The organism is Nordella sp. HKS 07 (genome assembly GCF_011046735.1).
Classification (GTDB): Bacteria; Pseudomonadota; Alphaproteobacteria; order Rhizobiales; family Aestuariivirgaceae; genus Taklimakanibacter.
Genome location: NZ_CP049258.1, coordinates 3,803,323 through 3,816,108 on the forward strand (window position 1 = coordinate 3,803,323; position 12,786 = coordinate 3,816,108).

Here is a 12,786-nt window from a genome sequence, read left to right on the forward strand (position 1 = left end):
GGATTGCTCATTCTCATTCCCTGAACGCACGGTGCATCTGGTCCGACAGCGGCTTCAGGACATAGGACAACACCTTGCGCTCTCCGGTCTGGATGTGGACCTCCGCTGGCATGCCCGGTTGCAGGCGTTTGGCGTCCTTGAGGCAGGCGGCCTGATCGTCGAGGACCGTCCTGGCGACAAAGTAGGACACTTGCCGCTGTGGGTCCTTGATGAGATCGGCCGAAACTCTCTGGACGGTGCCTTTGCACTCCGGCGTGGTGGCGACATCGAACGCCGGGAAGCGGATCGACGCCGGCTGTCCCGGCTTGACGTCGTCGATGCTGGCCGGAGCCACCATGGCGTCGACGACCAGTCGGTCTTGCTCAGGAACAATCAGCATGAGCGTTTCGCCGGGCGCGATGACGCCGCCGACGGTATGGACCGCCAGCTCCTGTACGAAGCCAGACTGCGGGGCGCGGATTTCGGTGCGCGCGAGCTGGTCCTGCGCGACTACCTTGCGCTCGACCAGTTCGACCTCTTTGCCGTCGAGTTCGCGGAGTTCCTCATTTACGTCCTTGCGCATGTCCTCATCGACCTGCAGGGCCTGCAGCTTCGTCTCGCTGATTTTGCCTTCGGTCTCGGCGATGGCGGCCGCGAGGCGTCCGGACTCGCCGTGCAGCCGGGACAGGTCAAGTTGCAGCTGACTCACGCGCTCCAGCGGGGTGAGTTTCTTCTCGTAGAGCTTCTGAAGGGTGTTGAAGTCCCTCTCCACCAGCGAAGCCGCGTCGTCGGTCGCCTTGCGCTGGGCGGTCAGGCCCTCGATCTGCCGCTTGAGCTGTCCCGACCGCGCCTCGAGCTGCGACTTCAGTCCCGTGGAAGCCCTGGCGCGACTTTCGAACAGCGCTTTCTCGCCGGCAATCACGGTCTCAAGGTCGGGGTCGGTCGCACGCTTTGCGATGTCTTCCGGAAATGCGATTTCAGAAAGCCCGAGACGCTCTGCTTGCAGCCGCGCCTGACGCGCGACGGTGCGGTCATATTGCTGGGCGATGATCTGCAGGCTGGCGCGCGACGTGGTCTCGTCGAGCCGCACGATCACGTCGCCGGCCGACACGCGGTCGCCTTCCTTGACCAGGATTTGTCCTATGATGCCGCCGGTCTGGTGCTGCACCTTCTTCGCATTGCTCTCTACGACAACGGAGCCCTGTGAGATGACGGCCCCTGCCAGTGAGGTTGCCGCTGCCCACGCCACGACTCCGCCGACGAGCAGGATCGAAACCGAAAGACCAAACAGGATATTGGCCCGGATGCCTTCACCGGAGTCGGCGCGCTTTTCTGAAGCGGATGACATTAGGATCCCTTTCGATCGTACATGGAAACTACAGTCGAGGTTGGCCCCGATGCGGCATGAGCTGCCGGCTGAGCATGAGCCTGGGCCGCGGGCCGGGTCATGTTGGCAAGCACTTCGTTCTTCGGCCCGAATGCCCGCATCGTCCCGCCCCCCATCACCAACACCTGGTCGACATTGGCGAGCCCTGACGGGCGGTGGGCGACCACCACGACGATACCGCCACGCTGGCGCACGCCCTGGATCGCTTTTGCCAGCGAGAGATCGCCGTCAGTGTCGAGATTGGAGTTGGGCTCGTCGAGCACTACAAGGAACGGATCGCCATAGAGCGCGCGCGCCAGCCCGACCAGCTGTCGCTGTCCCGCCGAGAGTGCCGCGCCACCGTCACCGACCCGGGTCTGGAAGCCGTCCGGCAGCCTGAGAATCATTTGATCGACGCCGGCCGCCTGCGCCGCAGCGAGGATGTTCTGACCCTTGGCCTCGGGATCGAAGCGGGAGATGTTTTCGGCGACCGTGCCGTCAAACAGTTCGATGTCCTGCGGCAGGTAGCCGATGTCACGGCCGAGCGCCTCGACATCCCACTGCTCGAGCGCCGCGTGGTCGAGCCGGACCGTGCCGCGTAACGCCGGCCAGGCACCCACGAGGGCGCGCGACAGCGTCGACTTTCCAGATGCGCTCGGACCGATCACGCCTAGTCCGGCTCCAGCCTGGAGGGTGAAGGTAACGTTGTTGATGAGCGCCTTCTGCTGGCCAGGCGCGGCGACCGTCAGGGATTCCACCGACAGGCACTGCTTCGGCCGCGGCAGCGCCATTGGCTGATGCCGGTCGGCAAAGGCCGTCAGTGTCTTTGACAGCTGCGCGTAGCTCTGCCTTGCCGACATAAAGCCCCGCCAGTTGGCGATGGCGATATCGACGGGGGCGAGCGATCTTGCCAACATGATCGAGGACGCAATCATGATGCCCGACGAGGCTTCGCCAGACATCACCAAATAAGCACCGAGACCGAGCATGAGCGATTGCAGCATCATCCTCAGCATCCGCGACAACGTGCCGGCCGCGCCGACCACGTCGGAGATCCGCCGCTGGTCTCCGAGGAAGCGCCGGCTCTGCTCGCTCCATAGGTGGCCGAACCGGGTGGAAAGACCCATCGCGCGAATGACCTCGGCGTTGCGTCGGCCGGCGTCGGCGTAGGAGTTGCGCAAGGTCACCGATTGCGTCGCTCGCTTCGACGGCGCACGCCCGAGACCCTCGGCCGCCAGGGTCAAAAGTACGCTGACGACCGCGCCAACCGTCGCCAGGATTCCAAGCGACGGATGCAACATGTAGATGATGACCAGGTAAAACGGCAGCCATGGCAGGTCAAAGAAAGCGGTTGGCCCGGTTCCGGAAACGAAGCTGCGGATCTGGTCGAGGTCGCGGATCGGCTGCACGTGCGATCCTTCCCGTCCCGCCCTGAGCGGCAAAAGCAGCGATGCGGCGAACACCTTCTCGTGCAGCTTGCGGTCGAGCGCATTGCCGATACGGACCAGAAGCCGCATGCGGACGAAGTCGAGCAAGCCATAGGCGGCATAGAGCCAGACCATGATAATGGTGATGCCGACCAGCGTCGGCACGCTCTTCGACGGCAGTACGCGGTCGTAGACCTGCAGCATGTAGAGAGAGCCGGTAAGACCGAGGACATTGACCACGCCGGAGAAGATCCCGACGCCCAACAACGCACCGGCACTGTGCCGGAAAGCTGCCCGCAGTTCGTTACCTACTGTTTGCGCGCCGTACGACTGTTCTCTCATGGAGATGTTCCAATCCAAAGGCCTGGCGTACAATCGGCGGCAGGTTTCCCAGCCGCCGCATTGCATCGTCTTGTACTCCGGTCATTTGGAGTGCTGACCTCGGGAAAACCACCGTCAGGACTTACTCTTTGACGCCAATCTTGCGTCTGGTCGTGACCAGATCAGCGGAATTGCGGTGGTATCTCTACCGGCTCAAAGCTCGTCGGATGCGCAAGTCCCATTATCTGTGCGGCGACCGCCAGCCAGCCGCTTTGGCCTCAGCTTCATTGCAGAACCACCGCCGGTGAATTCACAGGGTCGCCATATACTTATTAGTTGACGCCAACTGTGAGAGGGGGAGGGACGTGAAACCGTTCGGCAGTCGGCACTCCCTAAGCGGCCCTCAGTTCCCGGGGCGCCTTGCCCGTCCAGCGACGGCACGCAGTACTGAAGGCGCTCTGGTTCGAGTAGCCCAGAAGAAAGGCTATGTGCGTAAGGCTCAGCTCCCTCTGGCGCAAATACTTGCTGGCGAGGTCATGTCGCAGACGGTCCACGATATCGGCAAATGAAGTGTCATTATCGGCAAGCCGGCGTACCAGGGTGCGCTCGCTCATGCCAAGTTCAGCAGCAACGATTTTGACCCGCGCCTCGCCAGTAGGAATGAGCTCGATCAATCGCCGCTCCAGCTTCTGAATGAGCTCCGGACGCCGCTTCGGTCGGCCGCGGAGAGTTTCCTCGGCATAAGTGCGCAGGATTGCCAGAAGGCGGTGGTCAGCGGAAGTGATCGGCGTGGCGAGCTCGTTCTTGCTGAAGATGATCCGCTCGTGGCTTTGGCCAAACTTCACCGGACATCCGAACAACTCCACTAGACTGGCCACCCCTTTGCGGCGCTGATGAATGAAGTGGACAGCGCGCGGCGTTATTTGCTTGCCGGTGAAGGACCGACAGGCGAGCACGATAAGGGAGTGTCTGAACTCGGAGGCCTGACAATATTCAGAAAGTGACGGGTGCTGAGCCGTAAAGTTCAGAGTGCCGAAACCGTCATCAAGATCGAGCTCGACCTGGAAGGCCTCAGAGAACACCGTAGAGTAGCGCGCCATGTTTCGTAACGCCGCTTCGACTGAGTGAGAAGCGACACCCAGATAGGCAAACACATCCCCGTCGCGCACATCGACCCGCTGGGCCAGGGTCATTCCGTAACAGTCGTTCTTGAGTTCGCGAGCAGCGATTTCGAATAGCTCGGCATGACGCACAAACGGTATCCATCCGTCGGCCTTGTTAAGCGAACGCCAATCTAAGCCGGATGCAGCAAGAGCGGCGTCGACATCCGCTCCCTCGTTCTTCAGCTCGGTAGCAATGCAGCGCGTCCACAGGGGTCTGACCAACAAAGAGACGTCACTTGCCATGGAGCCCCTTCATTCTTCCCGTCCAGCGGGAGCAATGACGCCGTCCCACGGGAGTTAAAGCCTTTTCGCGTCGAATCGCAAGGTATCGGCGGGTAGCCGGAAGTATTTCTGATGCGCCTCGCTTAGCAGGTAGCCGCTGGCGTATCGATCTTCGCCCGCGCCGCGGGCAGGCGGTGAGGCTCAAAAAAGCAACGCTCAGAGCTGCCCAACAGCTCCGATCTCAACTCCATCGAAATGGCTGCGCCAAGCTCAAGGCTGATCTGCGGGCATGGGCGAAGATGAAGTTGGCGATCTGGTTGTCGCGGAAGCGGGGCAGACCTGGCCCCTCAAGTGATTACGCCCGTAGACGCGATGGACGTCGCACCGGATCAGCTGTCGGTCGCGCACGAGGATGTGCCGCGAGAGGAGACCGAGGCCGCCGATCTTCACTTGCCTGGACTGATCGACGAGGAAGTTCGGATTCGAGGCCTGTTGAGTGTGTAGCGTCAGGATGGCGCCTACGAACCAGCCTAAGGATGACAAGGCAGCTCAACCATCCCAGAAAACAAAGGAGGATAGCCGTCAGAACATCCCCCAGGATCATATTCCACGGTACGCCGTGATTGAGCCCGGAGGCCGAGGAATAGATAAGCCCGGTGATCGGCCAGCAGATCACCATTAAGTAAAAGCCCAATACCCGCGGAAAGCGAAGGCGGCGACGGGGGCTCGGGGAAAGGCGGCTCATGATACACCTTACTATTGGCTCGGTCCGCGGCGCGGACCAGGATCGATATGTCAGCGCTTATTCAGGTAAGCGACGCGCATTGGAAATACCTATGCGGGTTAGCCAATATCTTATTATTTCACGCCAAACGGTATCTGGCGGCCATGTAGCCTAAGCTCGCTGTCCGGCGTGCCGCGCCGCCTTGCGGCCAGCGGCGACTTGCGCGAATGTTGACTCTGGATCAGCCGACTTTCTTGAGACGCGGACGAGATTGGTCCATGCGGCCTGACATCGAAACCCGGTTTCTCTCCCTGGCGGATTTTGAACCGGCGGCGCGGGAGGTATTGCCGCACGCGGTTTACGAGTACATTGCCGCCGGTGCTGGCGACGAAATCACCAAGCGTGACAATGAAGCCGCATTCGACCGCATCAGGCTAAGGCCGCGCGTGCTGCGCGATGTGACGAGACTTGATACCGGGATCACACTCTTCAGGCAAAATCTGCCGCATCCGATCATCCTGGCGCCAATAGCATATCAGCGGCTGGCGCATCTGGAAGGCGAGGTGGCGGCGGCGCGCGGCGCCGGAGCGGCTGAAGCGGTGTTCACTCTGGGTACCACGGCAACGGCAACAATCGAGGATTGCGTGGCGGTGAGCCAATCCCCAGTCTGGTTCCTGCTCTATTGGCAAAGCGATCGCGGTTTCAATGGCGAGCTCGTATCGCGCATGGCGGCACTGGGGGCAAAGGCGATCATCGTGACGGTCGACACCCCGACACCAGGCGATCGCCGCAGACAGTTCCGGGCAGGACTCAAAATTCCAGATAGCCTCGCAACGCCATACTTCAAGGACCGGAACACCGGCGTGATCAAAGCTGGCACTGCGCAGCGGCGGGCCATGCCGACCTGGGCGGATATTACCTGGCTGCGTTCGCTGACAACCCTGCCGCTTATCCTGAAGGGCATCCTCGATCCTGACGATGCCGAGCAGGCGATCGGAACCGGTGTCGATGCCATCGCGGTCTCGAACCACGGTTCGCGTAACCTCGACACCCTGCCGGCGACCATCGACGCCTTGCCCGCCATCGCGGAGCGGGTGGCCGGACGGATTCCCATCATCTTCGACGGCGGCGTGAGGCGTGGCACCGACGTTATGAAGGCGATTGCCCTTGGGGCGAGCGCAGTCATGATTGGCCGCCCCTATGTCTACGCCCTGGCAACAGGTGGTGCCGAGGGCGTAGCCCATTGTGTCAACCTGCTTCGACGGGACTTCGAGTTGGCCATGGCGCTAACCGGCCGGGCGCGCATCGGCGAGATCGACCGGTCGCTGATCTGGTGAAGCCCTTATCTAGCTCTGTTCTGACCCCTTCCGAGGAGTCTCGTCGCTTGTCGAGACCGACCTATCGGCAGCGGGACAATCAACACCGATCATCGAGGCAATTCAGTAATTTGGATCGAATTTCGCACGTCGTTGGGACTGTCAAAATCAAGGCCTGCGGTTGTTCGAGTCCTCCATCTCCACCATTATTGCTGACGCAACGCATCTTTCCGGCCAGCTTGAGGCTCTATCGAAAGATATATTCTCCCGCAGGTGGGCCCGCTCTAGTCTTGCGCCGCGTGTTAGTTTTGAACGGATTCGACCATTCAACTTTGAGAAAAACCCGATCCTAGTTCGCAAGTAAGGCGCTTCCCCCGTTGGGAATGTGAGCGAAATCGCAAGGGTTACAAAGCCGAAATACGGCCGGCGTAAGGAGCTGAGTCATGCCAAATTTTTTCAACAAGTTGGGAAGTTTCACAGTCGTTGGCACGAGTCTGCAGGATGGATTTTTCGCATTCACTTCCGACGCCAATCTTGACCACATATTGCCGGACGCGACCTTGCGCACCCTCAACTGGGCCACTGGAATCAAGAATTCCAATGGCTCTTCCTATGTGGTCAACATGACCAATGTCCAGGTTTCCACGGACCTCCTTCAGGGTGGAGACAAGTCGGATGTTCTCTATGGTTCAAACCTCAGCGACGCCGTTTTCTACAACAACGGAACACTCGGCAGCGGGGTCGGCGGGTTCGATTCAATAGAACAGTTCTTTCTTGGCGGCGGCAACGACTTCCTCGATCTCACTGGTCATGGCGTCGGCGGCGTAGACTATGCGAAGGATGTCGTTGTTAATGGGGGGGCCGGTGACGACATCATTATCGGAGGCGCCGGTAAAGACACCATTGATGGCGATGCAGGCAATGACACGATATTCGGCTATCGCGGTTCTGACACCATAAGAGGTGGAGCGGGCAACGATACGCTGTATGGCGACGATCTGGGCTTTAACGGCATATCAGGTGACGACTTGCTCCAGGGCGGGGCAGGGAATGACACTCTCTATGGCGGCGCCGGAACGGACCGTCTCGAAGGTGGCGATGATAATGACGTGCTTTACGGCGGGCGTGGCGGCGACAATCTGTTTGGCGAAGCCGGCGATGATACTCTTTATGGCGATGACGCAGGCACCAATGGCAACGACAAGCTGGACGGCGGATCCGGCAATGATACGATTTTTGCCGGCGGAGGTGATGACGAAAGTTATGGCGGCATCGGCAATGATATCATCAACGGAGAAGCCGGAAACGACTTCCTGCGCGGCGATGCCGGTGATGATCTGCTGGATGGAGGGGCTGGCAACGACACGATCAACGGCGGCGTAGGAACCGACACATTGAAAGGCCAGGCCGGAACCGACCGGCTGATTGGCGGAACTGGCAAGGACACAATGACGGGTGGGACCGAGGCGGACACCTTCGTCTTCAACGTCGGGGACACTTCACTTAACAGTTCGACCTATGACCGGATTACCGATTTTAAGACCGGAGTGGATTCAGTCGATCTCTCATTCGTGGCCGGGCCATTGGCATCTTCCGCCTACGCTGAGGGGACAATTTCGACCAATGTTTACGCGACGGCGCTCGCCACGGCCAACTCCCTGATGTCCAGCGGAACAACGGCAGTATTTGTTGCCGGTACGGTTGATGGTTGGCTCTTCTGGGATTCAAACAACGACTCAATACTCGATCAGGCCGCGCTCATGCAGGGTCTTAACGCTACCGCGAAATTCGACTATCTGGATATCACGTGACATGATCCGGGTCGGACGCCATACCCAGACCGGAGAATGTAACCGCCCCCTCGAGAACGGCGAATCCGGCTGGGCCGCTTTTCCGGGGCATCGGCTGCAAGACCGCACGTAGTGTGTGCACGAAAGTAGCGCATTTGAAGCGCTCGGGCCAATGTGCAAGTGTAACGTTCGCTCGCCCTTCGATGGGTCAACTCTCGTCTTGGCATAGTGCCGCGACCATGGGGCGTGATAAAGGCGCTGGCCCTTAGCGTTGATATTGCCCTTGATCGGGCCGCCGGTTGACGTGATTTGCGTCGCGATTTCCCAACGCCTGGCGCGATGCTCCCAGCGTCTCCGACTACTAGATGCCGATTTTTTGGCTCGCGGCCCCTTCTCGTCCGACAAGACAAGTTTTGCACCCATACAGGGCTCGTCTTCAGAACTCAGTAGTCGCGATATGGAACGACTTCGTCTGGATCGTCCATGGACCTCAATGAGGAGATCAGATCCAGCGCCGATCCTAGGGCGTGAAAAAAGGCATGGTTAGATCACGCATGCATGTCCGCTCCCGAGGTGATAGCGGTGCCTTCCTCGTCCGCGCCTATGAGGCGCGAATAGCCGACAACGTCGGCGGCGAGGACAGCAGCGAGACGGCGCTGGGCGCGTTCTTCGGCCATGCGGTGCGATTGCTTTCAGACCAAGCAGACCGCATTGTATTGGTGTCCCGCTATGGAGTCTAATGGGACAGATGCCCGCTATGGGTCAAACTCGGATTTGAGACGGGAACTTGGGGCAGTCCGCTTTCCACCCGGAAGCGGCCGCAAATGGCGCCGCTCGTCACTTCGCGTTTGGGCCATAAGCAGACGTGCCAAGGCTTAATCCGGTCCATCGGGCTATGTGGGACAGCCCTTCTCATTAACCGCAGCGAAGAATAGGATAACCAAGGTTCCAGATCGGGTTAAGCTGGGACCGCGCAGTTCCGGCAATTCATGAGCCTATCAAAAGGATAGCATGCTCGAGCTCGATGCGGCGCAGGTGCTGCACGTCCGACCGTTCCTTTCGGTCACTGCAGGGATTCTTGTGCTTTTCGTTGGCAAGTTGCTCACCCAGCGTCTGGCGATTCTGCGCGAGTACAACATCCCAGAGCCGGTAACCGGTGGGCTCCTCTTCTCGATTGCGTTCGGCCTAGTCTATTTTATCTCTGGTATAAAAGTCGACTTTGAATTGACGGCGCGCGACATACTGCTTGTCTATTTCTTTACGGTGATCGGCCTGAACGCCCGTATCGGTGATCTTGCGAAGGGTGGGAAACCGCTCGCAATACTCCTCGCCGTGACTGTGGCGTTCATGTTGGTTGAGAACTTCGTCGGTGTAGGCTCAGTCCGCCTCCTCGGACTGGACCCGTCGGTCGGATTGCTCGCAGGCAGCATTTCTATGACCGGGGGTCACGGCACCGCGATCGCATGGGCTCCTGTCGTCGCTGAAACACGAGGGGTCACCAATGCAATGGAAATTGGTATTGTCTGCGCTACCATGGGGCTCGTCCTTGCGAGCCTTGTTGGAGGTCCGGTCGCCCGCTTCCTCATTCAGCGGTACCGTCTCGAAGCACCACCCGAACAACTGTTTGATGTTGGGGTGCGCACTGAAGCACAACATCCGCAAATCGACTATTTCTCTTTCCTGCGCGCCATCCTCGCCATTCACGTTGCTGGGATTATCGGTATTATTGGCCACAGAGCTTTGGAGGATATCGGCGTCAAGGTTCCACTGTTTCTTCCTTGCCTTGCAGCCGGAATCATCCTCACAAACCTGCTACCTCGCATCTTGCCAGTCGGTGCTTGGCCTAGTCGTACGCCCGCGCTCGCACTCATCGCCGAGGTCTCACTCGGTGTGTTCCTCGCGATGTCACTTATGAGCATGAAGCTATGGACTCTTGCCGATCTCGCGGGTCCTCTCTCCGTGCTGCTTGCGCTACAGCTCGTGCTGGCTCTGCTATTTGCCGTCTATGTCTGTTTCCGCGCACTGGGGCGAACGTATGATGCGGCAGTAGTGTCTGCGGGCTTCATCGGCTTCGCTCTCGGTGCGACGCCAACAGCAATGGCGAACATGACCGCGGTAACGCAAAGACACGGGCCTTCGCATGTGGCGTTCCTCATCGTGCCGCTTGTAGGCGCGTTCTTCATCGATATTGCCAATGCAATCATTATCCAGATGTTTCTTGCTGCCTTCTGACGGATCACCTCAAGATTCCGTTATGATGTAGAGCAGTTGCTAGGAGGCGATGTCTGCTTTGGGTCATAAGCGGAACTCAACGGCCTGAGCAAAGATGTCCGCTACGCACCCGAAAGCGGATATTCGGAACTGCGGTTTAGGGGCTAAATCAGCGAACAAGGTGGGAACACACGAACACTCCTAAAGGAGTGTGTTCGTGTTCGTTCGCTCCGAACACCTGCGAAATTCGGCGAACAATGTTCGGCATGTTCGCTTCCATGGCCCTGAAGAGAGGAGTGACATCTTCCTCAGCTATGCCCATGAAGATTTGGAGCGAGTGAAGGGTATCGTCGCGGCTTGTGAGGCAAAGGGGTGGTCGGTATTCTGGGATCGGACCATCCCGTCGGCGAGACTTGGCGTGACAACATCGGTAAGTCGTTGGATGAGGCCGGTTGCGTAGTGGTCGCGTGGTCAAGTAATTCGATCAATTCCCGTTGGGTGCAAGAAGAAGCTGATGAGGCCCGCGAGCGAAGAATCCTTATTCCACTTCTTCTTGACCGTGTTAAGCCGCCAATGGGTTTCCGCGACCTGCAAGCCGCGAACCTTGCTCATGTGAACCTTACCACTGCGGCGCTCGCGCCTGTCCTCGCCAGCATCGAAGCGGTCCTCGACACCACTTCTCGGACTAGACCTGGCATAAGACCCGCGGCGCCGGATGCCTCCGCCAATGGGCGGAGAGACAGCACGGCATTTGGTCGGACAGTGGGTGTTCCGGTACTCGTGTCTGTGGCTGGCTGAGTTGCCGGTGGAGCACTCGGCCTCGGTATCACCTTCAGTATCGTGATCATAAGACTGTTCGGACCGTCGTTCGCCGGGGTGTTGGTTGGACCATCGGTGGCATATTTGGCGGATATGCCATCGGCAAAGGGTTGCAGTTGGTCGATCCGCTCGTACGTGGCGAGCAACTCATAATGATCACGGTTGGTTGGGCAGTCGCCGCAGGTATTGGCCGACTCCTCAGTTAGGAAATGGCTTCCGTGGGTGGTGGCTTTGCCTTCGGAGCCCTCGCCGGGGCGATCGGCGGTGCGGTCACGGCCCTCAGCCTCCACATGGTTCGACCATCCTTAACGTGGCTCGGGATGGGATTGGTCATTCTCGGCTGGACTATTGCAGGAGGCTTAGCCGCCGCATTGACCTGGGCTTTTCTCGGCTATCAATACTCTTTGGGTTTCTATGCGGTAACTGGTGCTGCAATGGGGACAGTACTTGGCCTGATAGGCGGGCTCTTAATGTTCACATATTTAAATTTGGTCTCCAGGTAGCTATCAATTTCGGCTACTTTAAATCAGAGGGTCGATGGTTCGAACCCATCCGGGCTCAGGTGCACCGATCATGGCTTTGGGTCTCGGTGCCCCACGCGGTGCTGTCATAATGGAGGACTCTTCTACTTCCGACACTATCGGCGAGGTGATCGGCTATGCCGCCGAACCGGGCATGCGGCGCTCGATGGAGCGGTAGGCGCGAACAGCCCTTATGCGGCTGCGCTCCTCAAACACCTAGCCGCCAATGCCGGCTATGATTTCGGCCAGGTCATGACCATGGTGACGGAAGAGGTTTACCTGAGCACCCAGACGCGCCAGCGGCCGTGGACCAATGCCAGCCTGAGACGGATTCTGGCTTTTGGCGGCAAGGTGGAGGAGATCTCCGCATATGAGACGCTCATCGAGGGCGAGCGGCGCAAGCTCCTGCTCACCATCGCGGCGACCCCCAAGGAGACGCGCAGCTTCGTGGAGGCATTGACGCGCGAAGAGCGGCACGGCGCGGTTCGAGGAGCGGTGGCCACCTATCGCGCGGCACTGCAAGAGAGCGCACGCGAGCGCCGTTCCAATGGGCTATGACTCAGGGCGACCTGGGCAATGCCCTTCGGACGCTCGGCGAGCGGGAGAGCGGCACGGCGCGGCTCGAGGAATCAGTTGTCGCATGTCGCGCGGCGCTAGAGGAGAGGACCCGAGAGCGGGTGCCGCTAGAGTGGGCGAAGACCCAGAACGATCTCGGCCTTGTGCTTTGGACGCTCGGCAAGCGCGAGAGTGGGACTGCGCGGCTCGAGGAAGCGGTTGCGGCCTATGGCGCGGCGCTGGAGGAGATGACCCGCGAGCGCGTACCGCTCCAATGGGCCCTGACCCAGAAGAATCTCGGCAACGCGCTTCAGACGCTCGGCGAGCGTGAGCAACAACATGGGTCCATAGCAGTCGCCGGTGACTGACCCC

10 protein-coding genes and 2 pseudogenes are annotated in these 12,786 nt (G+C 59.6%); 7 read left to right on the forward strand and 5 right to left on the reverse strand.

Translation table 11 applies throughout. From position 1 onward, the window contains the following. Positions 1-13 precede the first annotated feature (13 nt). The 3 genes from G5V57_RS17920 to G5V57_RS17930 form a co-directional block, all read right to left on the reverse strand. Entirely contained in the window at positions 14-1,327 is a 1,314-nt protein-coding gene (locus G5V57_RS17920; RefSeq protein WP_165168944.1) for an HlyD family type I secretion periplasmic adaptor subunit, read from the reverse strand. Further along, the gene (locus G5V57_RS17925) at positions 1,327-3,114 is read right to left on the reverse strand and encodes a type I secretion system permease/ATPase (RefSeq protein WP_165168945.1); all 1,788 of its coding nucleotides are present in this window, start codon (positions 3,112-3,114) and stop codon (positions 1,327-1,329) included. Before G5V57_RS17925 ends, G5V57_RS17920 begins: the two co-directional genes overlap by 1 nt. A 371-nt stretch (positions 3,115-3,485) precedes the next feature. Next, the gene (locus tag G5V57_RS17930) at positions 3,486-4,499 is read right to left on the reverse strand and encodes an AraC family transcriptional regulator (RefSeq protein WP_165168946.1); all 1,014 of its coding nucleotides are present in this window, start codon (positions 4,497-4,499) and stop codon (positions 3,486-3,488) included. 981 nt (positions 4,500-5,480) lie between these two features. Here G5V57_RS17930 and G5V57_RS17935 point away from each other — a divergent pair. Both G5V57_RS17935 and G5V57_RS17940 read left to right on the forward strand, forming a co-directional pair. After that, complete coding sequence (locus G5V57_RS17935; RefSeq protein WP_165168947.1) at positions 5,481-6,539, forward strand: alpha-hydroxy acid oxidase; 1,059 nt, start codon at positions 5,481-5,483, stop codon at positions 6,537-6,539. A 422-nt stretch (positions 6,540-6,961) separates the two neighbouring features. Then, positions 6,962-8,329, forward strand: coding sequence for a calcium-binding protein (locus tag G5V57_RS17940; RefSeq protein WP_165168948.1), 1,368 nt, complete (start codon positions 6,962-6,964; stop codon positions 8,327-8,329). Between the two features lie 527 nt (positions 8,330-8,856). Here G5V57_RS17940 and G5V57_RS34880 read toward each other — a convergent pair. After that, positions 8,857-8,985 carry a hypothetical protein gene (locus tag G5V57_RS34880; RefSeq protein WP_256378587.1) on the reverse strand — a complete coding sequence of 43 codons (129 nt, stop codon included), beginning with the start codon at positions 8,983-8,985 and terminating at the stop codon, positions 8,857-8,859. 334 nt (positions 8,986-9,319) lie between these two features. On the opposite strand from G5V57_RS34880, the gene gltS reads away from it, so the two are divergent. After that, complete coding sequence (gene gltS / locus G5V57_RS17945; protein ID WP_165168949.1) at positions 9,320-10,540, forward strand: sodium/glutamate symporter; 1,221 nt, start codon at positions 9,320-9,322, stop codon at positions 10,538-10,540. Positions 10,541-10,891: 351 nt separating this feature from the next. Then, positions 10,892-11,317: a toll/interleukin-1 receptor domain-containing protein gene (locus tag G5V57_RS35280; RefSeq protein WP_165168950.1), complete on the forward strand. Its 426-nt coding sequence runs from the start codon at positions 10,892-10,894 to the stop codon at positions 11,315-11,317. A 380-nt stretch (positions 11,318-11,697) separates the two neighbouring features. Here the strand turns inward: G5V57_RS35280 and G5V57_RS35285 are convergent. Continuing rightward, positions 11,698-11,781: pseudogene (locus G5V57_RS35285) on the reverse strand (MJ0042-type zinc finger domain-containing protein); the annotation flags it as partial. Positions 11,782-11,911: 130 nt separating this feature from the next. On the opposite strand from G5V57_RS35285, the gene G5V57_RS34885 reads away from it, so the two are divergent. The 3 genes and pseudogenes from G5V57_RS34885 to G5V57_RS34435 all read left to right on the forward strand — a co-directional run bounded on the left by G5V57_RS34885 (position 11,912) and on the right by G5V57_RS34435 (position 12,782). Further along, complete coding sequence (locus G5V57_RS34885) at positions 11,912-12,037, forward strand: hypothetical protein (RefSeq protein WP_256378588.1); 126 nt, start codon at positions 11,912-11,914, stop codon at positions 12,035-12,037. 32 nt (positions 12,038-12,069) lie between these two features. Next, positions 12,070-12,417: pseudogene (locus tag G5V57_RS34430) on the forward strand (hypothetical protein); the annotation flags it as partial. Beyond that, on the forward strand, positions 12,414-12,782 hold the full coding sequence (locus G5V57_RS34435) for a tetratricopeptide repeat protein (protein ID WP_246737280.1): 369 nt from the start codon (positions 12,414-12,416) through the stop codon (positions 12,780-12,782). The pseudogene G5V57_RS34430 and the gene G5V57_RS34435, both read left to right, overlap by 4 nt. Positions 12,783-12,786 lie beyond the last annotated feature (4 nt).

Coding starts and splice junctions, on each gene's coding strand:
- G5V57_RS17920 (WP_165168944.1), bottom strand. CDS start 1,327: ATGTCATCCGCTTCAGAAAAGCGCGCCGACTCCGGTGAAGGCATCCGG.
- G5V57_RS17925 (WP_165168945.1), bottom strand. CDS start 3,114: ATGAGAGAACAGTCGTACGGCGCGCAAACAGTAGGTAACGAACTGCGG.
- G5V57_RS17930 (WP_165168946.1), bottom strand. CDS start 4,499: ATGGCAAGTGACGTCTCTTTGTTGGTCAGACCCCTGTGGACGCGCTGC.
- G5V57_RS17935 (WP_165168947.1), top strand. CDS start 5,481: ATGCGGCCTGACATCGAAACCCGGTTTCTCTCCCTGGCGGATTTTGAA.
- G5V57_RS17940 (WP_165168948.1), top strand. CDS start 6,962: ATGCCAAATTTTTTCAACAAGTTGGGAAGTTTCACAGTCGTTGGCACG.
- G5V57_RS34880 (WP_256378587.1), bottom strand. CDS start 8,985: ATGGCCGAAGAACGCGCCCAGCGCCGTCTCGCTGCTGTCCTCGCCGCC.
- gltS (WP_165168949.1), top strand. CDS start 9,320: ATGCTCGAGCTCGATGCGGCGCAGGTGCTGCACGTCCGACCGTTCCTT.
- G5V57_RS34885 (WP_256378588.1), top strand. CDS start 11,912: ATGGCTTTGGGTCTCGGTGCCCCACGCGGTGCTGTCATAATGGAGGAC.
- G5V57_RS34435 (WP_246737280.1), top strand. CDS start 12,414: ATGACTCAGGGCGACCTGGGCAATGCCCTTCGGACGCTCGGCGAGCGG.